The organism is Phormidium sp. CCY1219 (assembly GCF_055795085.1).
The window spans coordinates 38,924-65,203 of sequence record NZ_JAYFEQ010000918.1; the positions used below are offsets into that span (position 1 = coordinate 38,924).

21 protein-coding genes and 1 other RNA gene are annotated in these 26,280 nt (G+C 51.1%); 16 read left to right on the plus strand and 6 right to left on the minus strand.

Going from position 1 to position 26,280, the window contains the following annotated elements; genetic code table 11:
- Nucleotides 1-88: 88 nt before the first annotated feature.
- The 10 genes from AC0QH1_RS30235 to AC0QH1_RS30280 all read left to right on the plus strand — a co-directional run bounded on the left by AC0QH1_RS30235 (nucleotide 89) and on the right by AC0QH1_RS30280 (nucleotide 12,637).
- A complete protein-coding gene (locus tag AC0QH1_RS30235; RefSeq protein WP_324635157.1) occupies nucleotides 89-232 on the plus strand; it encodes a high light inducible protein in 144 nt (47 codons plus the stop codon).
- Between the two features lie 156 nt (nucleotides 233-388).
- Nucleotides 389-574 carry a hypothetical protein gene (locus AC0QH1_RS30240; RefSeq protein WP_324635158.1) on the plus strand — a complete coding sequence of 62 codons (186 nt, stop codon included), beginning with the start codon at nucleotides 389-391 and terminating at the stop codon, nucleotides 572-574.
- A 68-nt stretch (nucleotides 575-642) separates the two neighbouring features.
- Nucleotides 643-4,230, plus strand: a complete 3,588-nt coding sequence (locus AC0QH1_RS30245; RefSeq protein ID WP_324635159.1) for a WD40 domain-containing protein — start codon at nucleotides 643-645, stop codon at nucleotides 4,228-4,230.
- Nucleotides 4,231-4,760: 530 nt separating this feature from the next.
- Nucleotides 4,761-6,212, plus strand: coding sequence for a hypothetical protein (locus tag AC0QH1_RS30250; RefSeq protein ID WP_324635160.1), 1,452 nt, complete (start codon nucleotides 4,761-4,763; stop codon nucleotides 6,210-6,212).
- 219 nt (nucleotides 6,213-6,431) lie between these two features.
- The gene (locus AC0QH1_RS30255; protein ID WP_324635161.1) at nucleotides 6,432-7,448 is read left to right on the plus strand and encodes a hypothetical protein; all 1,017 of its coding nucleotides are present in this window, start codon (nucleotides 6,432-6,434) and stop codon (nucleotides 7,446-7,448) included.
- A gap of 48 nt (nucleotides 7,449-7,496) precedes the next feature.
- Complete coding sequence (locus AC0QH1_RS30260; RefSeq protein WP_324635162.1) at nucleotides 7,497-8,192, plus strand: COP23 domain-containing protein; 696 nt, start codon at nucleotides 7,497-7,499, stop codon at nucleotides 8,190-8,192.
- A gap of 71 nt (nucleotides 8,193-8,263) precedes the next feature.
- The gene (locus AC0QH1_RS30265) at nucleotides 8,264-9,139 is read left to right on the plus strand and encodes a S1 family peptidase (RefSeq protein ID WP_324635163.1); all 876 of its coding nucleotides are present in this window, start codon (nucleotides 8,264-8,266) and stop codon (nucleotides 9,137-9,139) included.
- Nucleotides 9,140-9,283: 144 nt separating this feature from the next.
- Entirely contained in the window at nucleotides 9,284-10,957 is a 1,674-nt protein-coding gene (locus tag AC0QH1_RS30270) for a tetratricopeptide repeat-containing S1 family peptidase (protein WP_324635164.1), read from the plus strand.
- A 117-nt stretch (nucleotides 10,958-11,074) separates the two neighbouring features.
- Nucleotides 11,075-11,242, plus strand: a complete 168-nt coding sequence (locus AC0QH1_RS30275; protein WP_324635165.1) for a hypothetical protein — start codon at nucleotides 11,075-11,077, stop codon at nucleotides 11,240-11,242.
- A gap of 33 nt (nucleotides 11,243-11,275) precedes the next feature.
- A complete protein-coding gene (locus tag AC0QH1_RS30280) occupies nucleotides 11,276-12,637 on the plus strand; it encodes a glycoside hydrolase 100 family protein (RefSeq protein ID WP_324635166.1) in 1,362 nt (453 codons plus the stop codon).
- Here AC0QH1_RS30280 and AC0QH1_RS30285 read toward each other — a convergent pair.
- A complete protein-coding gene (locus AC0QH1_RS30285) occupies nucleotides 12,634-12,810 on the minus strand; it encodes a hypothetical protein (protein ID WP_324635167.1) in 177 nt (58 codons plus the stop codon). The two genes, AC0QH1_RS30280 and AC0QH1_RS30285, sit on opposite strands and share 4 nt — an antisense overlap.
- A 367-nt stretch (nucleotides 12,811-13,177) precedes the next feature.
- Between AC0QH1_RS30285 and AC0QH1_RS30290 the strand changes: the two genes are divergently transcribed.
- Nucleotides 13,178-13,915: a 2-phosphosulfolactate phosphatase family protein gene (locus AC0QH1_RS30290; RefSeq protein WP_324635168.1), complete on the plus strand. Its 738-nt coding sequence runs from the start codon at nucleotides 13,178-13,180 to the stop codon at nucleotides 13,913-13,915.
- A gap of 108 nt (nucleotides 13,916-14,023) precedes the next feature.
- On the opposite strand, the gene AC0QH1_RS30295 is transcribed toward AC0QH1_RS30290, so the two are convergent.
- Nucleotides 14,024-15,352, minus strand: coding sequence for a lipid-A-disaccharide synthase-related protein (locus AC0QH1_RS30295; protein ID WP_324635176.1), 1,329 nt, complete (start codon nucleotides 15,350-15,352; stop codon nucleotides 14,024-14,026).
- A gap of 136 nt (nucleotides 15,353-15,488) precedes the next feature.
- On the opposite strand from AC0QH1_RS30295, the gene ssrA reads away from it, so the two are divergent.
- Nucleotides 15,489-15,884: a transfer-messenger RNA gene (gene ssrA / locus AC0QH1_RS30300) on the plus strand.
- Nucleotides 15,885-16,090: 206 nt separating this feature from the next.
- Here the strand turns inward: ssrA and AC0QH1_RS30305 are convergent.
- From AC0QH1_RS30305 to AC0QH1_RS30315, 3 genes are all read right to left on the minus strand, one after another.
- Complete coding sequence (locus tag AC0QH1_RS30305) at nucleotides 16,091-16,894, minus strand: creatininase family protein (RefSeq protein ID WP_324635177.1); 804 nt, start codon at nucleotides 16,892-16,894, stop codon at nucleotides 16,091-16,093.
- A gap of 92 nt (nucleotides 16,895-16,986) precedes the next feature.
- Nucleotides 16,987-20,142, minus strand: a complete 3,156-nt coding sequence (locus AC0QH1_RS30310; RefSeq protein WP_324635169.1) for a response regulator — start codon at nucleotides 20,140-20,142, stop codon at nucleotides 16,987-16,989.
- A gap of 379 nt (nucleotides 20,143-20,521) precedes the next feature.
- A complete protein-coding gene (locus tag AC0QH1_RS30315; protein WP_324635170.1) occupies nucleotides 20,522-21,394 on the minus strand; it encodes an S-methyl-5'-thioadenosine phosphorylase in 873 nt (290 codons plus the stop codon).
- Nucleotides 21,395-21,629: 235 nt separating this feature from the next.
- Here AC0QH1_RS30315 and AC0QH1_RS30320 point away from each other — a divergent pair, with 235 nt between their 5' ends.
- Both AC0QH1_RS30320 and AC0QH1_RS30325 read left to right on the plus strand, forming a co-directional pair.
- Nucleotides 21,630-21,833 (plus strand): hypothetical protein, encoded by a 204-nt coding sequence (locus AC0QH1_RS30320; protein WP_324635171.1) that lies wholly within the window; start codon nucleotides 21,630-21,632, stop codon nucleotides 21,831-21,833.
- Between the two features lie 207 nt (nucleotides 21,834-22,040).
- Nucleotides 22,041-22,646 (plus strand): hypothetical protein, encoded by a 606-nt coding sequence (locus AC0QH1_RS30325; RefSeq protein ID WP_324635172.1) that lies wholly within the window; start codon nucleotides 22,041-22,043, stop codon nucleotides 22,644-22,646.
- A gap of 92 nt (nucleotides 22,647-22,738) precedes the next feature.
- Here the strand turns inward: AC0QH1_RS30325 and AC0QH1_RS30330 are convergent, their stop codons facing one another.
- Nucleotides 22,739-23,572 (minus strand): Tab2/Atab2 family RNA-binding protein, encoded by an 834-nt coding sequence (locus AC0QH1_RS30330; protein ID WP_324635178.1) that lies wholly within the window; start codon nucleotides 23,570-23,572, stop codon nucleotides 22,739-22,741.
- 380 nt (nucleotides 23,573-23,952) lie between these two features.
- Here AC0QH1_RS30330 and AC0QH1_RS30335 point away from each other — a divergent pair, with 380 nt between their 5' ends.
- Both AC0QH1_RS30335 and AC0QH1_RS30340 read left to right on the plus strand, forming a co-directional pair.
- Nucleotides 23,953-25,233 (plus strand): valine--pyruvate transaminase, encoded by a 1,281-nt coding sequence (locus tag AC0QH1_RS30335; protein ID WP_324635173.1) that lies wholly within the window; start codon nucleotides 23,953-23,955, stop codon nucleotides 25,231-25,233.
- Nucleotides 25,234-25,617: 384 nt separating this feature from the next.
- Complete coding sequence (locus tag AC0QH1_RS30340) at nucleotides 25,618-25,983, plus strand: hypothetical protein (protein ID WP_324635174.1); 366 nt, start codon at nucleotides 25,618-25,620, stop codon at nucleotides 25,981-25,983.
- Nucleotides 25,984-26,280 lie beyond the last annotated feature (297 nt).

Genomic DNA, 26,280 nt, shown 5'->3' on the forward strand with positions numbered 1-26,280 from the left:
GGGGAGATTGTTAAAAAATGTTGCAATTTCACCGCCGACTACGTTAAGTTTAATTACAAAGACTTGATTTTTCACGAGGTTAACGAGTATGGAAACGCAAGAACCCAAATTTGGCTTTACTGACTTTGCCGAAACCTGGAACGGTCGCTTGGCGATGTTAGGTTTCACCATTGGCATCTTGACCGAACTGATGACCGGTCAAGGGATTTTATCCCAAATCGGCTTAATGTAATCCGATTGTGACATCTAAAACGCCGTTTTCACTAACTGACGCGATCGCGGGCATCGGGGTAACATTTTCCCCTGACCCCCGATCGCCGTCATTATTATACAGATGAAACGGTTTTACCCCCTCAGTCTTTGCAGTTGCCCCAGAGGAACCCTCCCCATGTCTCCACCCCCAACCCCCAACCAAACTCCCCCTCCGATGAACGCGATCGCCGCGATCGCCCTCGTCTTCTCCCCCCCTACAGACCCCAACACCTCCACCGTCGATCCGGTAGTCCCCACTTCCCTGCGCGTGGGTTTACTCGCCCTGGTCCTCGCCGCGATCGCCGAACTGTTCCTCGCCTAAATCCCATCGCAACGAAAATCACCCCCAACCCGCTATAATAGAGCAAAACAGCGGGTAAAATCGAGGGCATGAGGACTGAAGACGCACTGGGAATTATAGATAAAATTATCAAGCCCCAGAGATTAAATGACGTTCAAGAACTTGTCTTTTGCCAATCTTGGTGCGGCAAATCCTACCAAGAAATTGCCCTAGAAGGCGGTTATGACCCCGATTATATCAAAGATGTCGGCTCTAAACTGTGGCAACTGCTCTCCCAAGCCATCGGCGAACGAGTCACCAAGCGCAATCTACACGCAGTCCTCCGGCATTACACCGAACAGTGCGATCGCCCCGCCGACCCTCAACCCTGCCCCACCACCTCCCCGGGCACCCTTCATCCCCGTCAAGATTGCACGGAAGCCGTCAATATCTCCAAATTTTACGGACGTCACGAAGAACTCGCCACCGTAAAACGCTGGATCTTACAAGAGGACTGTGCCTTAATTGCCATTTTAGGCATGGGTGGAATGGGCAAAACCGCTTTTTCCGTCCAATTAGTCCAGCAGATTTCGCCTCAGTTTGACTGCGTGATTTGGCGCAGTCTTCGTCATGCACCCTCCCTGCGCGACACCCTCGCCAAGCTGATTCACTTTCTCTCCTACCAACCCGACACTCCTTTACCCAAATCAACCTCATTCCGAGTGGAAAAATTGCTGCACTATTTTCAGCAGCAGCGATGCTTGGTCATTTTCGATAATTTTGAATCCCTCTTTGAACCCCAAAAAATTTCTGCAGAAACCCCCCATTCTTTCCCCCTCGGCTGCTACCGCCAAGGATATGAAAGCTATGACGAAATTCTCCAACAAGTGGGAGAACTGGTTCATCCCAGTTGTCTGATAATCACCGCCCGAGAAAAACCCGAAACCATTGCCACCTTAGAAGGCAATACCTTACGGGTTCGGGTGCTGGAATTGACCGGATTAAGCGAAACCGCCGCCCAAAAACTCCTGCAAGATAAGGGACTGGCGATCGCCCCCGATCGCGCCAGAGAACTGGTGCAGTGCTATCACGGAAATCCACTGGCGCTCAAAAAAGCCGCCACCGCAATTTTAGAGCTATATGATGGCAGTTTAACTGACTTTTTAGCCGAAAAAAATCCCCTGTTACCGGGGATTAAAACCTTGCTCGACGAGCAATTTCAGCGCCTCTCGATGTTGGAAGCGAAAGTCATGTATTGGCTGGCGATCGCCCGCGAACCGATGTCTGTAACTGACTTGCTGGGGGATATCGTACCACCGGAATCGAAACCGAGGGTCATCGAGGCGCTGGAATTTTTGCGACGGCGATCGCTGATTGAAAAAACCACCACCGGCTTTACCCAAAGTGCCTTGGTAATAGAATACGTCACCAAACAACTCATCGAGATAATCTATGAAGAAATAGTAGACTTTCGTTATGCAAACCACCTCTACCTGAATCACTATGCCTTAATTCAAGCCAATGCCAAAGAGGATATCAAAACTGCTCAAATTCAGGCGATTTTAGACCCATTAGTAGAGCGTCTCCAAGCCACCTATCCCAGTCAAGAAGACTTAGCAGAACAATTAAACTTGATTTTAGTGAAACTGCGCGCAGAAATGCCGACTCCTGGCTATGGCGCGGGAAATATTCTCAATCTGTTGGCGAAACTGGACATCGATTTAACTGGGGCGGATTTTTCTGACCTGACAGTATGGCAAGCGGATCTGAGGGAAGTGCCGCTTCATGGGGTGAATTTTGCGGGTTCTAATCTGGCTAAATCGGTATTTTCGACAATTGCCGGACAGGTTGTTGCCGTGGCGGTGAACCGGGAGGGGGAATGGTTGGCCACGGGAGATACAAAGGGGATAATTTGTTTGTGGCGAGTGAAGGATCGGCAACCGATGCGGCATTGGAAAGGCCATGACCAGGCGATCGCCTCTTTGGCGTTTAGTGGCAATGGGCAGTGGTTGGCCAGTTGTGGCCGCGATCGCCAGGTGAAATTATGGCAAGTGGCCACGGGAAACTGTCTCCAGTCTTGGCTCACATTCACCGGGATGACGCCATCGGTGGCATTTAGCCGCGACGACCGCATCCTCGCGATCGCCCAGCCCGATAAAATTCTCGCCTGTTGGGATGTCTGTACCGGAGAACCCCTCTCCCCCCGAGTTTCCCCCCATCATCTGGCACTTAGCCTCGCCTTTAGTTTTTCTGCCTCCGACACTTATCCCCTAGGTATAAAATTCGACGGTTGGCTCACAAATAGACCAGACGCAAGCAGGCGCAACATGGAGACCCGTATTTATACAATAAGTGCTTCTGCCTTCAGCCAAGGGGGTGCAATCTGTATCGGCAGCACCGATGGCAAGATAAGCTTGGGGTCTGGTGGATTGACTAATTGTATCAATGCCAAGCAGGGAGACTGCCAGGGTGAGTCGGCGATCGGTTCAGACAGTCAGCAAAGCCGCGATCGCATCCTCGACCCCTCACAGCGATCGCAAAACCGGGAACCCGATACACCGATAAAACCCTGGCAGGCACATCGCGGATCGGTATCCTGCGTCGCCTGGAATGCCGATGGTTCCCTACTCGTCAGCAGCGGCGACGATCGCAGCCTGAAATTATGGGAAGTCTCCAGCGGGCAATGTGTGAAAAGCTTGACAGCCTATGACGACGGCTGGGAATCTCTGGCCGCCAGTCCCGACGGAAAATGGCTTGCCAGTGGCAGCGCGATCGCCCAGATTGCCCTGTGGAACCTGCAAACCGGCCAGTGTGCGAAAATCCTGCAAGCTCACCACGCGAAAGTGTCCGCCCTGGCGTTTAGCCCCGATGGAACACTCCTCGCCAGCAGCAGTGAAGACGCGGTGATTCAATTCTGGTCCGTGGGCGAATTTCAGCCAGTGAGAACCCTGCCTGGAGTGAACTATGCTCTGCGATCGCTCGCCTTTAGTCCCCATCCAACCCGATTCGCCTGTCCCGATCGCGATCGCACCCTGCGAATTTGGGACACTCGCAGCGATCGCTGCTGGAAAATCTTACCCGGTGACGGTTATCGCATCTTCGCCGTTGCCTGGAGTCCCGACGGTGCGATCGTTGCCAGTGCCAGCGACGCCCCCGCCATTACCTTATGGAATGTAGAAACCGGCGAATGTCTCCATACCTTGCACGGACATCTCAGCCTCATCCTCAGTCTTGCCTTTAGTCCCGATGGTAGGTTACTCGCGAGTGCCAGTCGCGATCGCACCCTCCGCGTCTGGAATGTCTCCACCGGCCAATGTTTCGACGCCTTGCACCGTCAGGAAACCGCCGTTTCTACCGTGGCATTCAGCCCCCAAGGCACCCGACTCGCCAGTGGCAGCAGTGAAGGCATCCTCAACCTTTGGAATCTCACCACCGGTGCATGTTCCCTCTCCATTCACGCCCATACCGATGCCATTACCTCCCTGACCTTTACTCCAGACGGTCACACCCTGATTACCGCCAGTCGCGACGCCACCATCCAATGCTGGAATTTAAACGCCACTCAAGAAACCCCCACCCCTGTACCCACCAGATCGTTCCGACTCCCTCGACTGTATGAGCAGATGAATATTGCCGGCGTCACTGGGTTGAGCGAAAGCACTCTCGCTATGTTAAAAGCCCTCGGCGCGAAAGGTTAATCCCTGGCGAAATGGCTTCCCGGAAACAATCCTCCCCTAGCGCACTTCATGGAGTCTGTTTGCCCCCGGAAAAACCGCCACGGATCCGCATCCCAGGAGAAAACCCTGCACTCTCTCCCTTGCGATCGCCATTCCCGAAACTTGTAATAAATTTACATAACTTTTCACCTTAGTTTATAAAACCTTACAAAACGTCATACAATCATCTGACTTTTTCTGACCTTTTCTCATCGCCACCCCTCTCAACCTCCGGTTAAGTTAAAGACACGGCCTGACTCCAGGCTTAACAAAATTGGGGCGAACCAGCGGAACATTCTTTTTCTCCCTTAACAATTTTTTCCCTAACTTTTCGCCCTATCCGGTAGCCCAAATATTTTCCAGCCACTAAATCTCTAGCAGGAAAACTCAGGGCTACCAAAGCAGTGTCTCCCGACTCTCAAAAGTCCCCGTATTTCTCTAAAATTAAACGGTTTATCCATAAAATGGGGCAACTTTTCCCAATTCATTCAGTTTTAAATCCAGAAAAAACCATGAGCTTTGCAATTTTTAACGAACAAGTTTACCTGCAAAACTACCCGGATGTAAAAGCCGCCGTAGATGCTGGCGTTTTCCCCTCTGGACTGAACCACTTTCAACAGTTTGGCTTAGCTGAAGGGCGGACAAGTGTTTCATCCCAATACGATGAAAGTGCCTATTTAGCCGCCAATCCCGATGTGGCGGCTGCTGTCCAAAATGGCATCCTAAATACCGGATTGGAACACTACATTTTTCTGGGAGAAGCCGAAGGACGTTCCCTGGGAACTGCACCCAGTGAAAATGCCGGCGCGGGTTTTAACGAACCAGCCTATTTAATCACCAATCCCGATGTGGCAAATGCCGTTTCAGCAGGCGTGTTTAGTTCCGGTTTGCAACATTACCAATCTTTTGGACAATTTGAAGGGCGATTGGGGTTGTTTACCGGAACTCCCGGAAGCGATCGCATCACTGGATTTGGTCAAGAAACCAGTATAAGTGGCGTTGGAGTGGAAGTCATTAGCGTCAGCAACCAAGATGCAATTCCCACCAGTTTGGGTGTCGGCGAAATCGATACCTTGATTGGCACAGAAGGGGAAGATAGCTTTTTTCTGGGGGTGGGAACCACTCCTTCTAACCCCACCGCTCAATCATTCTATCTCGGGAATGGAGATGCGGATTTCGCGCGGGTTCAAAACTTCGACCCGAATCGAGATTATATTCATTTAGCCGGGGATTTGAATGATTATCAATTTGAACCCAACAATGGAAGTTTAAATATTTCAAATGGCGGCGATTTAGTGGCGATCGTCGAAGGCGTCAGCGCTCTCGAAACAGACTATATTTCTCAGGAATATGGCATTTTTATCCTCAAGGGCAGCAGCAACATGCCTGACTCCGGAAATACGGGTTCTGGTTTCAACGAAGAAGTCTATTTACTAGCAAATCCCGATGTGGCAAATGCGGTTGAAACCGGCAATTTGAATTCCGGTTTGGAACACTATCAAGCGGTGGGACAATTTGAAGGGCGAGTCGCAGCGTTTACCGGAACTCCCGGAAACGATCGCATCACCGCATTTGGTCAAGGGGCGTTCGTTTCCGGCGTTGGAATCCAACTTTTGTCGGGTTCCATCGACAATATAGTTCCCACCAGTTTAGGTATTGGGGAAATGGATACGTTAATTGGTGGTAATGGACAGGATGCGTTTTATCTAGCGTTTGGACCTAGCCCTTCTAGCCCCGGAATTCAATCCTTGTATGTCGGAAATGGAGATGCGGATTTTGCGCGCATCGAAAACTTCGCTCCCACCGGAGATATTCTCTTTTTAGCCAGTGCTTTGAGCAATTATCAGTTGCAAGAAGTAAATGGCGGTTTAAATATTTCAACCCGTGGCGGAGATTTGGTAGCGATCGTGGAAGGAATCAGCGCTGTGGAGCTGCAAATGGGTAGTAATGTGTTTAGTTGGTAAGGAGGGAGTGAAAATAATTGGTTATTAGTCATTGGTCGTTGGTTAAGTTGGTGGGCTAAATAGTCCTTTTGCTGAAGTAGTAGGACATCCAAATAATGGGTCAATTTGCTTGGCACGACAGTTATTTTGTAGCTCAAACTACCCTACATTTTAGCGAGAGATTCAACGCCAGGAAAGGGGGAATTTAAAGAACGTTAAGCGATAGGAGTTTAAAGGGAAATGTTATATCGTCGGGTTTTAAAATCAATTGCAGCGATCGCGGTATGTGGGGCGATCGCACAGACACTCAGCGCACAGGCGATCGAAACGCTCTCCAGCGGACGTTCTACGCCAGGAACCCTGAATAGTACCCGTTCCCAACTCGTTCCCGACGGAAACGAACACCGACTCGCCAATGACTACAACTTTGTCGGTGAGCTGGGAGAGCAAATCACCATCGCGATCGAAGCGCAAGGGAATCTCGACCTCAAACTGGTAGTTTTCAATCCCTTAGACGAAATGGTGGTTAGCCAGTCGAACGACAATCTACTCAAACAAGGAATCACCTACACACTCCGCAGTGGGGGCACCTATCGAATTCGCGTCCTCGCCGAGAATAATCAAGGCAACTACACGATTAAAATAGAAGCCGCCAATCGCGACTCAGCCCGTGCGGATCTGGTCATGCGAGACTTGGGTTATACCCCCACGATTTGTAATGGAAATCCAGACCTTGCCGTTATCCAAATCGGAAGCGAAACCCGCTGTACCAGAGACGCCCAAGCAGGGGAATACCTTTACGATGAGACTGACAACAAAGCCTACCCGGTACAAGAGACAGAGACGCTCAAAGATACAATCGCGCGCGAGTTTGGCTTGCAGTGGGTTCCCTGTGGCGGACCGGGATTAGCCGAAATCTCCCTGGAAGGAGAAACCCTCTGTATCGGAAATTATCCCGCAGGAGAATATAGATATAATGTAGCAACCAACCGCTTAGATCCCGTTCAACCGGTCGATCGCAATGTGGCATTATTGCGCGAGTGGGGTTTAACCCCGACCCAGTGTGGCAACAACGTGGTATATATTTCCATCGACGGGAAACAATACTGTACCTTGCCCACCCAATGGTTAACCATCGGCACTTACCGCTACCTGCCCGCACAAGACCGACTCGAACCCTTATCCCAGCCATATAATCCGGACTACACCAATATCAATACCGAACCGCAACCGAACAATACTGGTTCGGGATTGTAAAGCAAGTTTCGATAACATGCAATCTCACAAATGTAAGGAGTTGACAGTATGAAAATCAACAAATTATCGGCAATCCTCGCCAGTCTGGTTGCCATGACCTGTACCGTGGGATTAGCCGCCACGGCGATCGCGCGACCCACAGTGGGAGGAGGAAATCAGCCCAATATGGGCGGCAACAATCCCGGAGGAAGCGTTCAACCGCCATCCGGGGGGAACACCAGTTTTCATTGCCTTCCACAAGGTGCGGGAAACTTTGCCACAGTAGGTCAACGTCCCGGGGGACAGCCAATCCCGTTAATCGTCTGGACGCCCCAAGGGTCGAGTTATTTTGGCGGACCTTATACCCCACAGAATCGCTGCCAAATCGTTTCGCAAAAATTGAATGCGGCGGTGATGGCAAATGGCGGTCGATTGCAAAACCTGTTGCTCACTAATGGGCCGGTGAATGGCCAAATCGTGATTTGTGCCTTGAGCGTCGGGCAAAACGCTTGCAATGGAAATAATATGCTGTTTACCCTGAAGCCAGAAAATGCCAACCGCGCCGGACAGATTCTCGGTCAACTGTTACAAATTAGTCAAGTGGGTAGCAGTGCGGGTGTTATTTACGAAACGGGTTTAGATAGCACTCAAACCTTTGTCGATTTAGGTGCATGGGAAGAAGCCACAATGGGAGGGAGTTACAACCAACCCATAGACGATTCCTATGAGCAACCGGAACCTAATGATGGCGGGGGTGTGTTATAGTAGACTTGATGGCGGAGAGAATTCCTCGGGACAATCGGGGAAGGTGTGGAAATGAAACTCAGAGCCGTAGCATGTATCGATCGCTTCTTGTAACTGTTATCGCATCGATCGCGATCGCCAGCTTGATGGTGAAGCGATCGCCCTTATCTGCCATTGCTTCTCCCCTGCATTCGCACAGCGGGAGAACCGCGAGCGATCGCCCCTCAGTGCCATCCATTGCCACCGGGGCGATCGCCACCCCCGAAGCGCCGGAAATTGCCCGTGCCATCAGCGTGCGGATTTTAACCGCCACCGGCTCCGGTTCCGGCGCGATCGTCGCTCGCCAAGGGCAAACCTATACCGTGCTGACCAATCATCACGTCATCGCCGACGGGTCAGCACAAGGGTACAGCCTCATTACCCCTGACGGACAAATGCAAACCGCGTGGCACGTACCTGTGGCGCAATTTGCCGATTTAGATTTAGCCCTCGTGCAATTTACCAGTGCCAACCGTTACCGAGTTGCCGCGATCGCCCACCCGGATACCGTCTCCCTTGGCGAAACCCTCTATGCCGCTGGGTTTGAGGCATGGCACTTTACCAGCAATGGCAATACCTTAGTTTCCGTGGAAGATACTCGCCAGTGGGGAATTCGCGCCTTTCGCCTCACCACCGGACGAATGCAAATGCGATCGCCGCGATCGCTAGTAGGCGGCTACGAAATCGGTTATACCAACGACGTGGTGCAAGGCATGAGCGGCGGACCGGTTTTAACTCAAAACGGCGAACTAATTGCCATTAATGGTAAACTGAAATATCCGTTTCTCGGCATCCGCGCCTTTATTTTTGCCGATGGTTCGATGCCTTCCCCCCAACTTTTCGCCCAAATGGAATCCTTAAGTTGGGCTATTCCAATTACTAAATTCCAAAACCCAGTAAATTCAACACCCAATCGAAGAGGGCTGTAAGCGTTTCAATCGCCGTTATAATTAATGGAAAAGCAGTCAAAATTGATTTATCGTATTTCCAACCGTAGGGTGGGCATCGCCTAACTTACTGTTAAAATACCCGACAAAATACTATATTGTAGCCAGAATAAATTGGGGATGAATATGACTACCGTTCGAACAGAGAGGAGCTGGCCAAAAATCCCGATCGCCACCACCATTGTAGCGGCGATCGTCATCACCTTACCGACCCAGGTGCAAGCCAAAAGCGGCGAAGAAATTTATCAAATTGCCCAACAAAGTGCCGTACAAATTAACGCGGATTTAGCGGGAGCCTTGGGAGGTTCCGGCGTCATCATTGACAAACAAGGACAGCGCTATACCGTGCTAACCGCCAACCACGTGGCTTGTCTGCTCAATTGTCGTCCCGGAATTAACTATACCGTTCGCACCCCCGACGGGCGAGATTATCCCGTCAGCGAAGTGCGCTCCCTGCCCAAAAGTGGCAGCGATGCGGATTTAGCCCTGGTCACCTTTGAAAGTCCGAACGCCTATGAAGTGGCAGTGCTGGGGGATTCGGAACATATGGTTCCCGGGTCGCAAATTTATATTTTCGGATATCCCCGGGGCAATCGCCAGGGTGGGCAACGAGAAGCCGAGTTTACATCCGGAATGGTCACCAGTCGCCCGCACAACCGTCCCCAAGGATATAACCTGCGCTACGATGCCGTCACCAAAAGCGGGATGAGTGGCGGACCGGTATTGGACAGTGAAGGGCGCTTAGTGGGGATTCACGGACAAGGCGACACCGAAGGACAAACCGAAACCTCCACCGGGAGTACCGTATCGATTAAAACCGGATTCAACGCCGCCATTCCGATTCAAACCTTTTTGGCGAGTGCCGATCGCCTCGGGATGAGCCAGTCGCGCTTGAACCTCGATCGCGATCCGCCCGCAGAGAAACCCGCCATGTCCGACAATCCCACAGAAGCCAGAGATTACAACCTGAGCGGATTGATAAATTTAGAGCGGGGCAATGTGGAAGGTGCGATCGCCGATTTTAGCCAAGCCCTCGAGCGAAATCCCGACTCAACCGAAGCCTATCGCGCCTATTTCAACCGGGGAACCGCCCGCATTCGCAGCGGCGACTATGCCGGCGCGATCGCCGACTGGACCGAGGCCATGCGCCATAATGCTACCGATACGCGCGTCTATTACAATCGCGGTTTAGCACATTACAGACAGAGAAACTGGCAAGCTACGGTAGAAGATACCACCCGCGCGATCCAACTCGATCCGAATAACGAAAAAGCATACTTAGTGCGCGGCGATGCCAAGGTAGAATTGGGAGACGAACCCGCCGCCCTCGCCGACTACAACCGCGCAATCGCCATCGCACCTAACTACCCGATCGCCTACAATAACCGCGCCACCATCCGCGTCAACCTCGGCGACCTCGAAGGAGCGCTCGAAGATTTGCGCCGTGCTGCACCCTTATTATTAGACCAAGGGAAAGACAACCAATACCGCACCGTAATGAACAATATATCCCAGCTAGAACGTCATCTGAACCGCTCCTCCAGAGAACGCACCTCTCGGGATCCGAATCTGGCCAAATTGCACGAATGGGGTTTAAACCCAATCGCCTGTACCGATGGCGTCGTCTCGATTCTCTTCCAGGGCAAAGAATACTGCACGCAACCCACAGACTGGCTCGGTGTGGGACACTATCAATATATCTCCGAATCAGACCGACTCGAACCGATTTCGCCCCCCGTCGCGCCGAGTAACAACCCCCCCACCTCCGCACCCGCGCCCAACAACGATCTCGGATTGTAGAAGGCACGGTGCCGTTTCCGATTCCCCCATCGGGGAGAAAATGTGGTAAAATACCCAGGCGCACAGCCTTGTTACCAGTTCTTGCCCGCATTCCCAACCCCAACAATTGCGCTTTGAATGGTCAAGATGGGCAAGTCGGTGAATGCGATCGCCCCGGTGGGGGGAATAATAACATGCAAGACCATCCCGAAAACCGGCCATGCGCCCGCGATCGCTCCACTCTCCACCCCCCAGGCGACAGAATCGCAAACCCACAGCCTCGCGATCGCTCCCCCACTACGCTAAGCTAAGGAATGAAATCATTAGCATCACAACTCGATGGGAACAGAAAACAGTCTCCTTAACAAAGCGTGGGAAACACTAGAAAACACGATTATCTATTACTACGATAATCCCGTAGGAACCGTAGCCGCTTCTGACCCCAGCGTAGAATCCCTGAATTACGACCAATGTTTTATTCGCGATTTTGTCTCCTCTGCGCTAGTGTTTTTGATTAAAGGAAAAACCGACATCGTTCGCAATTTCCTACAGCAAACCTTAAAATTACAAATCAAAGAAAGGCAACTGGATTTCTTGGAAGTTGGGCGCGGGTTAATGCCCGCCAGTTTCAAAGTCGTTCACGAGAAAGGAGAAGAATATTTAATTGGCGACTTTGGCGATCGCGCGATCGGGCGCGTCACCCCCGTGGATTCCTGTTTGTGGTGGCTTTTCGTCCTCCGCGCCTATGTCAAAGCCACCGGACAATCTTCTTTAGCCCATCAACCGGACTTTCAAAAAGGCATCCGGCTAATTATGGAACTGTGTTTGGTGGCTCGCTTCGATATGTATCCCACCATTCTCGTTCCCGATGGCGCTTGCATGATTGACCGCCGCATGGGAATTGATGGCCATCCCTTAGAAATTCAAACCTTATTTTACTATGCCTTGCGAACCGCGAAAGAACTGCTCCTCCCCAATCAAGAGAACGCTTATATTAACCAAGCCGTGGAAAAGCGATTAAAGCCCCTAGCCAATCACCTGCAACAGCATTATTGGCTCGACCTCGATCGCTTAACCGAGATTTATCGCTACAAAGGGGAAGAATATGGAGAAAGTGCCCTCAATCAGTTTAACATTTATTCTGATTCTATTCCCTACGATGCCTTAAGTCGTTGGTTGACCGAAACCGGCGGCTATTTTGCCGGCAATCTCGGTCCGTCACAGCTCGATTGTCGCTTTTTTTCATTGGGTAACTTGATGGCGGTGCTATCGGGTTTAACCACCGAAAAACAAGCCCAAGAATTGATGAATTTGATAGAAGACCGCTGGGAAGATTTAATCGGAACCATGCCGATGAAAATTTGTTTCCCCGCCCTGAAAGGAAGAGACTGGGAAATGCTCACCGGCTGCGACCCAAAAAATCGTCCCTGGTCGTATCATAATGGGGGAAATTGGCCGGTTTTGCTGTGGATGTTAACCGCTGCGGCTCTACAGAGCGATCGCCCCAATATTGCCAGTCAAGCGATTGACATTGCCGCGAAAAGATTGCCCGCCGAAGAATGGCCGGAATACTATGATGGCAAAAACGGTCGCCTGCTGGGGAAAGAAGCGAGAAAATATCAAACCTGGACGATTGCCGGCTTTTTATTGGCCATTGAGTTGCAAGAAAATCCGCAATATTTATCCTGGATTATCTGTTAGGCGAATGAGCCGATCGCGGATCCGAGAAAGCAGTGATTTTGCGGCTTGCTGCCCCACCGAGAGCGGATCGGCAGATTCGCGATGCAGTTACGTTCCCCTTCGGGGATGCAAATCCCTGTGGCGGACACCGATAACTCAAACCAATCTGTGTTGATATTCCACAACCATTGCACGGCTTATTTTGGCGTCAACGGTGCGGGTCAACGCCCCCCAAATCAATCAGTACAGTAGAGGGGTCTGGTACCGCCTCAGTGAGTCTCAGGGCTTTCGCGAGGCGGAAGTCGTAGAGCGTTATCAAGTGCAGAATCATTAATGAGCGATCGGGAAAAGCGAAAGCGGCTCTCCCCCTAATCCTTAGCGTATTTGAAAAGCAGAACTGATGTATGCGCTCTAAATGTTAAGAGGCGAAAGTTTCAGAGCGCACCTCAAGCTACCTACCGCCAAATTTCTACCTACCCTAGGGAGAAATTGATTCTATTTCTTCCCACAACCCATATAGAATGATAATTCGGCAGTTTCAAAAGCAGGTGTTTTTCAGTAGTGAAGCTATTTGTGTACCACACGCCAGAACTGACGCCCACCGATCGCTTGCCCGATTGCGCGATCGCCGTTGACGTCCTGCGCGCCACCACCACGATGGCCACCGCCCTTCATGCTGGTGCCCACTCCGTGCAATTTTTCAGCGATATCAATAAACTGATGCAAGTCAGCGAAGGTTGGCCCTCGGAGAAACGCCTTCGCGCCGGCGAACGGGGCGGATCCAAAGTCGAAGGATGCGACTTGGGAAATTCACCCCTAGATTGTACGCCAGAACGAGTCAAAGATTGCCGCTTATTTATCAGCACCACCAACGGCACCCGCGCCCTGCAACGGATCGAAGCTGTCCCCGTGGTGCTGGCGGCGGCATTAGTCAATACCCAAGCGGTGGTGCGGTATCTGCTGGAAAATAACCCGGAAACCTTGTGGATTGTCGGTTCCGGGTGGGAAGGCAGCTTTTCCTTGGAAGATACGGTTTGTGCCGGGGCGATCGCCCACCAACTTCTCGCCGCCAGCGGTGCTAAATTAGACGACTTAACCGGGAATGACGAACTCATCGACGCTCTGGCGCTTTACCGCTACTGGAAAGATGATTTATTGCAGTTAATGCGCCACGCCTCCCACGGCAAACGGCTTTTGCGTCTCAACGGCGAGGCGGATCTGGAATATTGCGCCAAAATGGATGTTTTAGATGTGGTTCCGATTCAATCCGAACCCAGCGTTTTGGTGAAAAAAGCTTAATCGGCAATTGGGGAAGTGGGGAAGTCGGGCCAGTGGATGTGGAGGTTCAGCCCTCTTAACCCCTCCCCAATCAATGAATACTCAGCGATCGCCAATGGCGCGAACGGGTCAAACGCCCCCAAACAATTTTTCCCTCAAACCAGCGGCAATCCGCCGGGAAGCCCCGGGGGTGCCCATCCGCCGAGTCCCGTTTTCGGCAATCAGTTGCAGCCGATCCGGATCGCGCAAAAGCTGCTGTAGCATCGGGGCCACGCGATCGGGTTGCTGGACTAAAATCAGGGACGGTCCGAGCAAGCGAGATTGGGCTTGCGCAAACGCGGGGGTAAACTGCGGACCGCCACCGGGAAGCGCGATCGCCGGTTTGCCCAATCCCACAAATTGCTCCGTTGCGGTTCCTGCCATCGCGATCGCCACATCCGCTTCTCGCAAACAGTCCACAAAGGCACTTTGGGTTAACAGCAACATCCCCCGATCTTGCGTGAAGGTGACAGCACCCTGAGCTTGCAAGGAGGCGATAAACTCAGCCCGATCGCCTGCCCCGGATGGGCGGGTCTCCTCTTCCGTCCCTGTGCTGCGCGATCGCCGCCAGCCATCGTTTTCCAGTTGTTGAGATAAATGCTCCAGACTCACTCCCGCAGCGATCGCGCCGAGAAACAGAGGGCAGCGATCGTCCCATGTTTCTGCGACTCGCCCTACCGCTTTGAGGATTATCTGCCAATTGGCATAAGCTTCCGGCACTCGCGACCCCGGAATCAGGGCGATACACAGCGATCGCTCGGTTTCTTTCCACTCCGCATCCGGATCGTAAAATATCGGCTCTGGGTTGTCCACTTCAAGCTCATCCATCATCGGATTGCCCAGATCCCGGGCGGGAATGGCAAATTTTTGCAAGGTTTGCGCCGTGAGAGCATCTCTGGCAAAAACGGCTTTACAGCGTTTGTGCTGCATTAACCCCCGTTCCCAGGGCAAATACACCGACCCAGACCAGCTTTCTAAGCGCTCGAACCACGATTGACGCGGTAGCACTCCTTGTTCGTCGCGCAGATAGTATTCCGATTTTGCCGTCCCCACAAAAGCGTAGGGAAGCCCGCTAAAGCGCGCCAACAGCAGGGGGAAAATATCTCCCACGGCTAAAATGGCTCCCCCTTGTTTCGCCCAAGCGCGCACCGCTTGCCATTGCGCCCAAGTCAGCCCCAGCAACCCCTGGCGCAGATCTCCCCACAACTGACGCCCATCCATATAGATAAAACCGCCAGAGGGCATTTTTTTCACCGGCCCGATGATGGAAAGATGGTTTAATTGATGATAGGCTTGCCCCTCGCCCACTAATGGCAGCGCGGCTAATTCCGGCGGATTTTCCTGCTGCTGCACTTGGCGCAAAATGCGAACCGCGATCGCATCTTCTCCATGACCGTTACTCAGACAGAGTAATCTCAATGCCATACCTCCCCTCGTCGGCTACTCGCTCGCGATCGCCTTGGCTGCATGCTGCAATATTTTTCCCAGGGAGCCAAATTTTTCCCCTCCACTTGTCATTCTTAAAATTTTGATTATAATGGAAGTAAGAACGCACGGGGCCTTACCGGTTTCGATTCGGTAGTGAAAGCTAACCCGTGATTCAGGCCGAGAGTGAGTCATCTCTCGTAAATCCAAGGCTCAACTTTAAAAAGTAACTGCGAACAACATCGTTCCTTTCGCTCGCAAAGCAGCTCCTGTTGCTGCGTAAAAAAAACCTCCACTAGGTTTGAGCGGTCTGTAGTCCGACTCCGTTAAGGTCTATGGACAAAACCCCAACGGATGCTCTAGCAAGATTTCTCTGGTTGATTGCTAGCTAAGACTAAACCATTGCATCCTGTCATCCGGGATAATGGATGGTCCCCGCTCTGAGGGTTAGAAGAGCTAAGCCTGTGAACGATCGGAAAGTCAATAGCTACTGAAGACAGGGGTTCGATTCCCCTAGGCTCCATTACCCAACCCTCAGCCATACATTTTCACCCCCCTTGGTATCAAGGGGGGTGTCAAGTTTTTAGCACCGTTTCGGCTATTTCTCCTCCCACTCGTATGATGCTTCGCGGATTCCCGTTTATAGAAATGGGATTTATCGTCTCTAGGCGGCGAGGGGTGGGTTCCTCACCCTATCCTTAGGGTTGAAAATCGGTATAATCGATCGGCGAGTTATCGATTTCGATCGCGTCCAAATCCGTACACTTCTTCGAGCAAGCGGACCCAGCCATCGGAGAGGGAGGCTAACATGCGATCGCCTTTTTCTTTCGTCGCCGCCGTGGCATCTCCCACCACTCCGCTGTCACTGATTTGATCCGTCACCCAAGCAAAGGTGAGCGCTCCTTTGGTGCCCAATAAACTACCGTCGGGTCGCGGCGGGGGATATTCAGCAACGGCCTTTTCCATATTAACCCATTCGGGCAAAATAGACAACATCAAACTGGTTTCGGCATCGGCGGCATGCATGGAAAGCGATCGCTCTTTTTCCGCCATCAATTCTTTACTAATATTAGGCACGCGCCAGGTAAAGATAGGAAAAACGTTAAACTCCTCATGTTTGACCTTGATATCTTGGGCGGCAATTTCCACCACTTGCGGTTGTCCACCGTGGGAATTCATTAACACTAATTTTCTAAATCCCGACCGATACAAACTTTCCGCAATTTCCATTAAAGTAGCCAATAAGGTTTCGGCGGTTAAAGTAATGGTGCCGGGAAATTTTCCATGTTCGTTAGATTTGCCGTAATATAAAGGGGGCAAAGCATAGGCGGGAATTTCGGGATTTAACTTTTCCAGGGCTTTACCCAACACCGCCATCCCGATCGCGCTATCCACAATCAGCGGTAAATGAGGACCATGTTGTTCGATCGCCCCTAACGGTTGAATTAAAACCGTATTGTTTTTATCGGGCAGTGCCGCGATTTGCGGCCAACTGAGATATGCAAAAAACCGCTGGGGAGGAATAAAGCCATGCATCATCGTTTTCACCTGAAATTGACTTGAAATAGTGAGTAAATCAGTGGGGAACCGGGAGTTTATCGCCGCGATCGCCTGAAAAATGGGGAGAGTTAGCCCAGTTTGCGAGCCTGCTCAATGAGCTGTAAAATGCCTTCATAGTCGAAATTATCGATCGCGGTTTGCAGTTGTGCCGCCAAACACGCATGTTCGGGAGGAATGCGCGCGAGAAGGTTGAGCAATTCGCTATAATTTAATCCTAACGTGGCTTGTTCTAGGGCAGATTTCCATTCCGCAGGCATCGAGAGAAAGCTGTGAATAATGGCGCGATCGCTTGGTTTTTCCAGGGAGGGTGATTGGCGCATTTCTTCTGCATCTAAGTAGGGAATATTAAGGTGCTGTGCGATTTTATTTAACAGGGTGGACAATTGAATCGGTGGGGCGATCAGGTCATCGCAACCCACCGCGAAAGCAGCGGATTTTTCCTCAGACAAGGGACTCGCACTCATCCCGACGATCGCCGGTGGGGGAGGAGGAGAAGCATTGGGGGGAATCCCTTGTGCTTCAGCCCGAATTTGGCGAGTGGCTTCGTACCCATCTAAAATCGGCATATTCATATCCATCAAAATCAGATGCGGATGAAAGGCTTTCCACAGGGCGATCGCTTCCTCTCCGTTGCCCGCTTCGCGCAGTTGAAATCCCAGGGGTGAGAGCAATTGTGCCAGATGTTTCTGGTTGTCCCGAGAATCATCGACAATTAAGATGCGATACTCGGTTTGGGGGGATTCCCAGGTGATGGTGTGGCGATCGCGAGTCGTTGCGGCGGAAACTGATGCGAAATTGTGGCTTTCCAGTGGCCTCACCTGCACTTCAAAGTAAAACGTACTTCCCATTCCCAATTTAGAGGTCACGTCAATTTCGCCGCCTAGCAATTCCACATATTGGCGACAAATTGCCAGCCCCAATCCCGTACCCTCTTGGAATTTTTTCCCCGATCCGGTTTGCACGAACGGATCGAACAAGGTTTCCAGGTCTGACGGTGCAATTCCCACCCCCGTATCGCTGATACTAAAATGCAAGCGACTCGTGGTTTTGGAGTAGTTGTCGCGCAGGTAAGTGCCGCGTAGAATCACCTCCCCTTGGCGGGTAAATTTAATGGCGTTGCTCAGCAAATGCATTAAAATCTGACGCAGTTTGAAGCGATCGCATCGGACGTAGCGCGGCAAATTAGAAGCCAAGATAAAATCTAGTTTCAACTGTTTTTGTTCGGCTTTAAGGCGAAACATTTCTTTAATATCGCGCAACAGTTGCAGTAAATTAAACTCCTCTTCACGGATCGTGGTGCGTCCGGCTTCCATTTTAGAAAATTCGAGAATATCGTTAATTAATCCAAGAAAATTTTCGCCACTGCGTTGAATAATTTTCAAATAATCCCGTTCCTGGGCGGTGAGATTGGGGCTGCTATCTAGCACCTGCGCGAATCCCAAAATGGCATTGAGCGGCGTTCGCAATTCGTGAGTCATATTCGTGAGGAAAGCACTTTTGGCGCGGTTGGCGGCTTCGGCGGCGTATGCAGCTTCTCGCAGTTGTTCTTCCGCCCGTTTGAGATCGCCAATCTGGCTCGCAGTTCCCACGATCCGATAGATTTTTCCGTTCTCGTCTCGCAGGGGTGTGAGAGTAGTCAGCCACCAAGTTGCTTCCCCATGCAAAGGCAAGCACTCTTCATAGCAAATTGCCGTCCCCTTTTCCACGCAAGTTTGATAGCGCTGGGTAATACTTTCAGCCACCTCCGCAGGCAGAACTTCTTCGGGGGTTTTGCCTCGGATTGCCTTGTCAGAAAAACCCGTTAATCGTTCGTGCGCGGGATTTATCCCGCCAAACCTAAATTCTCCGGTTTCGCCCACATCGATCGCGAATATGCAAAGTTCTACCCCGTCGTAGATGCTGCGTAAAAATTGTTCTCGCTCGCGGCGGGCGGCTTCGGCGCGCTGGCGATCGCTCACATCAAACTGCACGCCGATATAGTGAGTAATCTCTCCCGCTTCGTTCCTCACTGGAGAAATGCTCAATTCGTTCCAGAACATCGTGCCGTCTTTGCGATAGTTTCGCAGCAATACTTTACAGGGTTCTCCCTTGGCTAAAGCCTTGCGAATGGCAAAGCGGGCCTGTTGCTGGCGATCGCTCTCCTGCAAAAACCGACAGTTTTTGCCGATCGCTTCTGACGCCGAATACCCGGTAATGCGCTCGAATCCCGCATTTACATATACCACCGGATTGTCTGGCAATCTCGCATCGGCGATCGCAATCCCATTCGTAGACTCGGAAATCGCTCGTTCTAGCAAGCGCAATTGCGCCTGTGAATTCTGCCGACTTTCGATTTCTTGTTGCAGATTTTGATTTTGCTGCTCTAACTGCTGCTTCAGGTTTTGGTTTTCCAGGTGCAATTTTACCCGGGCGATCGCTTCTGCTGCGGATAGCGGTTTAACCATCACATCGGCACCCCCCACCGCAAACCCTTCTTCTTTCCGGTGCAACTGCGTCGCATCCATCACGAAAATCACCGGAATCTCTCGCGTTTTTTCATCGGAATTTAACGTTTTACAGACTGCTATTCCCTCTAAATCTGGCATCTGAACGTTTAAAATTATCAATTCGGGAAATCCTTTTTGGCACGCATCAATTCCCGCTCCTCCTGTCTCCACGGCTGTGACTTGATAGCCCTCATTTGATAATATTTTTTTTAAATTCTCTCGGTCATTGGGATTGTTCTCCACAATTAAAATGCCCCCCATGCCTGTGGGAACAGCCCGCACCGCCGGGGGGTTTCGATGCGCTTTCACCGCCGCGATCGCCCGGTCTCTCAATCGCTCCTGTCTCAGCTCTTCTTGGGGAATGCACTCCTCAATATCGAACTGGAGAATCCAGTTAGTTTCTATCGGTTTTTCGGCGCACTCCTGAAGGACAATCATCCGCACCCACAGATTGTTGAGCTGTTCGCGAATCCAGGGAACCAAACCCCCTCCCGCCTTTTCATTTCCGCCCATTTTCCCCCCTATTACCATCAACGCCGTATCCGGATGGGTGGCGATGAGTGCCTTCGCGTCTGACTCGGAAAACGCGGACATCACAGTTAAAGGTTTTTCATCAATCCTGACATGTTCTAGGGCCAAACCAATGGCTGCGTGGACTGCTCTATCCTCATGGGCGATGGTAACTTTCCACACTTCTCTCTCCGTCTGTTCGCCCGAAACCCTCGATTTTTTACTCATTGCTATCATTGCTTGGATTGTGTGCTGCCCGTCTAATCTAGTGCTTTGCGGGAGGCGCGATTCAATTAGGGGATTCAGGTGAAAGAATCCATTGGATTACGAGGCTATATCCGGTGGAGCGCGCCAACAGTTGAGGAGGAAATGGCCTCCAGTTTTCGCGAATTCGGCCACCGTGAAACTCCATACTCACCCGCTCTCTGGCCGCTTCTATTGTAGCTAAAAACCTGAATGTTTATCGTCCAATTTTACCGCCAGCTCTCTCCAAAACCATAGTTGATGGCTATCGGCGATGGGGAAAGGAGACGGGGAATGGGCTATCCCCTCCCCAACGCCATGATTGACCCTGACATGAAAACAAGGGCGGGAAACGGTAGGTTATTTATAAATATTTTTGCAACAATACCCGTAACTTATCTTTCACCGACGGCGACACCATATCTAGAGGGGTCAAAATTGCAAACTGCAACGCCGAATGGGCCTGACTCTCGGGCATATTTTCGCTCAATCGGCGCACGGTTTCGCGAATCACCTTCTGGGCGTGGATCGCATTAGCCTTCAAATTCTCGATCACCATATCTACCGAAACGCTGTCATGGTCATCATGCCAGCAATCGTAGTCCGTCACCAGCGCCAGGGTGGCATAGGCCATTTCTGCCTCGCGCGCCAATTTTGCTTCCGGTAAATTCGTCATTCCGATGACCGAAGCACCCCAACTGCGATAGAGATTCGACTCCGCCTTCGTGGAAAATGCCGGACCTTCTATACACACATAAGTGCCCTGGCGATGCAAGGTTACGTCCGGAAAGTTCAGACTTTCCACCGCATCGGCGAGGATCCGCGCCAACTCCTGACAGACCGGATCCCCGAAGGCAATGTGGGCCACGATGCCTTCCCCGAAAAAGGTGGACACCCGGTTTTTGGTGCGATCGATAAATTGATCCGGCACCACCATATCCAACGGCTTAACATTTTCTTTCAGAGAACCTACCGCTGAGGCGGAGATTAAATATTCCACCCCAATACTCTTCATCGCATAAATATTGGCGCGAAACGGCAATTCCGAGGGCATCTGGGTATGGTCGCGACCGTGACGCGCCAAAAATGCCACCCGGGTGCCATCTAGGGTACCCACAATTAGGGCGTCCGAGGGCGACCCAAACGGGGTCTCTACTTTAACTTCTTCAATGTCGTGCAGTCCCTCCATCTTGTAAAGGCCACTGCCACCAAGAATGCCGATTTTTACCGGTTCCATGACGTTTTCCTTCTGTGGTTTTCAAATGCCCCGCTATTTTACCTAGAAATTCGCATTTCTGGGAAAAGGGCGTTTGCATACCACAAAGATATCCCCTTTTGTCAATGACGGCTGTCACTCGGCTTGAAACATATTGTCACATTTCCTCGGTGTTTGCGATCGCCACACCGCTTTACAGAATCTTTAAAAATAAAAGAAATGCAAGTTTTTGGATGTTAAAAACCTTGTCAAGCCTATGTTTGCTCAAACCCATCCCCCAAAAATTCCCATCGATAAACTGGTCGATCGCATCTTTACTTTTCGCCAGCTCAGTCGCGTTGACCAACAGCTCCTAATGAACAGTCTGCTCTCGAAAGACACCCTCACCCCAATCGAAAACGACTATATCAACCGCGTCTTTGATGCCGTCCAACGCGGTACGATCCGGGTGGTTGATTAAAGGTCTTCCTAATGCAATTTATTCAAAATCCTATTGGGGGTCAGGTCAGAAATTTTTTTCCTAGCCCCTCCCTAACTATCCCCCCAAAACATAGCCCTGGCGATTCGAGCAACCCGTGACAATCTCCCTTCGCAAATCCCCCACTCGCTTCACCCCTAACTGGGGTAAAATTAAACCTGCTAATTGCGATTGGATCGAGGGTTTACCATGTCCTATAGCCAGTTTACCCTAAAAAAAGCGGTCATAGAGTTGAACCTTACTCTGGTAGAAGGTGTGGAATTTTTAAATCGCGATCGCCAGGAATCTTTTCCGCCTTATCTCGCCGAATACTTACAAAAAAACCTCACCCTAGCCATTGCGTTAAACACGGAAAAAGCCCGCTCTGAACTGTTGATTTGTCCCTTATTGCTTGCCGCCAAAGAAATTGCCAATTCCCCCTGTAGTTTATTTTCTGGCGAAGAATTTGAAGTGGAACCCGATGCCGGACTGACTGGCGTTTGCGATTTCTTATTGAGCCGTTCTACCGAACAACTTTATATTACCGCACCTGTGGTTTCCATTGTGGAAGCGAAAAAAGAAGACCTGAAAGGCGGATTAGGACAGTGTATTGCCACAATGGTTGCCGCTTGGCGGTTTAACCAGCAAAACCAAAATTCGATTGCCACGGTCTACGGTGCAGTCACTACCGACACCCTGTGGCGCTTCCTTAAATTAGAACATCAAACCGTGACGATTGACCTGAATGAATATTCATTACCTCCTTTTGAATCCATTCTGGGCAAACTGGTGCAACTGATAGACAGTCCCGCATAAAATTCTCAGCAAATCTGTTAATTATTTTGCCGATTTCCTGGGGAAAAGCCACCCCTTGCAATTGCCTTTTGAAAACTAGAAATTATCAATATTCAGGCATTTTGCAATAACCAAAATCCGGTATAAGTTTGACCCGAGTCATCCGGTTGCACCAGCAAAAAGTGCAAACCCTTGCACAGTTGTTTGTGTTGTTGAAAATTCAATCCAGCGGCGGCCACTTCTTTATCTTCAAAGGTGGCTAATACCCAGCGATCGCTCAACCCTGCTTCTAAGATCAATCCATCCGGAGCACCGGGAATGTAATTGAGCGCCACTGGTTGCACCGCTTCCAACCAGCGCGCCAGTCGCATAGATTGTCGTCCGCCATCCACCACCGCCCCCGGGATCGCCACCGTAGAGGCTAATCCGAGATTGAAGGGGTTGAGGGATTCGGGAATCGAGCGGATCGGGATCGGTCGATCGCCAAATACATCGAGCAAATAGCCGGCGCTGACCCGAGCAAACCGCCAGCGATCGCCCCACAATTCTTCCGGTAGGGGAATCGGTGGCGGTCGGTCTACCGCCAGGGGGTCGTAGGTTTCGTGGGTGTAATTTGGCTCATTAGCATACTCTTGGCTTTTTTGCAAGAGCCATTGTTTCAAACTCTGGGTGCGGCGGGTCGGGATCACCGGCACCCCCAGTTGCTTCCCAGCTTCTTGAATTAAACTCAAAGACTGGGGACGAAACACCTCGATCGCCGCCGGGGGATGACCCGCACTGGCCTTGTGCAGGCGATCGACCAACCAGGACACCTTCGCCTCAGACTGAACGCAGCGATCGCTAAAGCGAAAATCCCCCGCGCGATCGCAGATTGCCAACTCCCACAACCGCTCCCCGCGTTCGTTTTGTAACGGACGTCGATAAAAATCAGCCTGCCAAATCTGCATCATTAGAGCTAGAACTCACCGCACCACAATCCACCATAGCATTGCCACCCCAATCCCTACGGCGCATCCGGCTCGTGGTAGAACCCCATCCTACCCCTTTCTCGGGGCAAATCTCCCTGTGCAACGCCCAGAAATCAGCTAAAATGAAGAAATCTTTCAAAGCAGTGGACAACACCCACCGGGTCAGCACTGCGCGAAAGAAAATGCGGGGTCTCCCGCCCCAACTTTTTATAATGCCACCTAACCGGACCCGGTGGTGTGGATTCCTCGGTTCAGCGCCACGGAAAAACCCACTGCCTAACGGGGACTCAGGTTAAAATTTTAGTCGGTTCTTCCCCGGCGTGAAGACGCGGAGTGTCCAACATTTAGGAAATAATCTAATGAATCCTCACCTGACTCAATTTGGCGAACAGATGTCCCACCTGACAGGCGTGCGGGCGATTATGAAAGATATTATCGAAACCCTCACAGCTGCAAAGGGTCAGGAATTTATCAACTTGAGTGCCGGCAATCCGGTGATTTTGCCCGAAGTCGAGCAGTTGTGGCGAGATTCCACCGCCGAGTTATTGGCAAGTCCGGACTATGGCGAAGTGGTCTGTCGCTACGGTTCCTCCCAAGGATATCAGCCCTTCATCGATGCCGTCAAAGCCGATTTTAACCAACGCTATGGCTTAAATCTCAGCGATCGCAATATTCTCATCAGTCCGGGCAGTCAATCCATTTACTTCTACGCCGCCAACGCCTTTGGCGGACGCACTGACAACGGCGAACTCAAAAAAATCATCCTTCCCCTGAGTCCCGATTATACCGGATATGGCGGCGTCACGTTAATTCCGGAAGCCTTAATGGCCTACAAACCCACCTTAGAGGTAGACGAACCGATGCATCGGTTTAAATACCGCCCCGATTTCAGCCAATTAGCGATCGACGAAACCACCGGGTGCGTGATTTTCTCGCGGCCGTGCAATCCCACCGGCAACGTGCTGAGCAATGAAGAAGTGCGTAAAATCGCCGATTTAGCCGCACCCTATGACCTGCCGGTATTGATAGACTCCGCCTATGCGCCGCCCTATCCCGCCCTGAATTTTACCGAAATGACGCCGATTTTTGGCGGGAATATCGTTCACTGCATGAGCTTGTCCAAAGCGGGATTGCCCGGGGAACGCATTGGCATCGCCATCGGCGACCAACGTATCATTGAGGTGTTGCAGTCCTTCCAGACCAACTTGTGTATCCACTCCTCGCGATACGGACAAGCGATCGCCGCGCGGGCGATCGCCTCTGGCGCACTCGGCGCGATCGCTGAAACCGTCATCCGTCCCCACTATCAGAAAAAATTCGCCGTGGTGGAAAATACCTTAGACGAAGCAATGCCCAAAGACCTCCCCTGGTTCCTGCATCGCGGCGAAGGCGCAATCTTTTCTTGGTTGTGGATTAAAGATTTACCGATTTGTGATTGGGACCTCTATCAAGAAATTAAAAAAGCCGGCGCGATCGTGGTTCCCGGTAGCAGTTTCTTCCCCGGTTTGAATGAAGATTGGCCTCACAAAACCCAATGTCTTCGCATCAGCCTCACCGCGACCAATGAAGAAATCGCCACCGGCATGCAACGTCTGGCAAAAGTGGTGCAAAAAGTCTGTCAAACCTCCTCGGTTGCTTAACCCGAACCCTCTACTCAATCGGCGCGATCGCTCCCTCCCACCACAACTGCTTGCCAATGGGGGTTTTTCCTTCTTCTCCCCTGCATTTCTTCCCCAATCCGCTGCCGATGCAATTATTTTTTTTAACTTAGCCCGCCTCAGCGGGCTTTATTTATTGATTTATATCCCCCCCTTTCTGCGGCATGGCTGTCGTGACAAAACTCTGGCCGATTCAGTCTCTCCCCATTGGAATAAAAAGATTTCACTCTTTTGACAGAACAAATTCTCCATGCCCCCACGCTACTTTGAAATAGGTTGCGGCTTGGCAATAAATCTTATAACCCTTTAAAAGAGATTGCTTCGATACCGTTTATCCCGTCATCAAGTAGTAATTTAGAGAACTTTATGAATCGACTAATCACTTGGCTGAAAGGAATTCGTTTGCGTCAAATTATCGCCGTGAGTTTGGCAACTATCGCCCTGATGTTCAGCTCCGCTTTCGCATTCGGTTCCCAAAATCAAGCACAAGCGGCCAAACTCCTCACCCCGGAAGATAATCCCGAACAAGTCGATCGCGCTACAGCCAAAAGAGTGCAAGAAAAAGCCGAAGATTTCCCGAATGAAAATATTGGCGATACGGGATTGAAAAATATTAGAAAGCTGAATGAAAATATCCCCAAAGTCATCGAGCAAAATGCGGAAGAAACCCTGAATCCCGATAATCCAGACGCCCCTGGAACCCGCAACCCCAATCAGGTTGAGCGTCGATAATCCCAGGTTCCGGGGAAGGGGGTAAAGACTCACCCCACATCCGCGATCGCCTTTTCTGAGCGCCGCATCCTACCGGGTGCGGCTCTATTCTGTGGCGTGGGTTTCGCGCAGATTAAAATTGCGATAAAATTGCGATCGCATGATGGGCGGAAATTTGATAAATTATAAAATTGTCCCAGGGTAGCACTTTACCCGCAAGCATAGCTCTTGACATCCTCCACCGTCAGGAACCCCATCCCTAAAGGGAGGGGCTTGGTAAGACTTTATTTTCCCAAGCTCACCTGACCAGAAGACCAG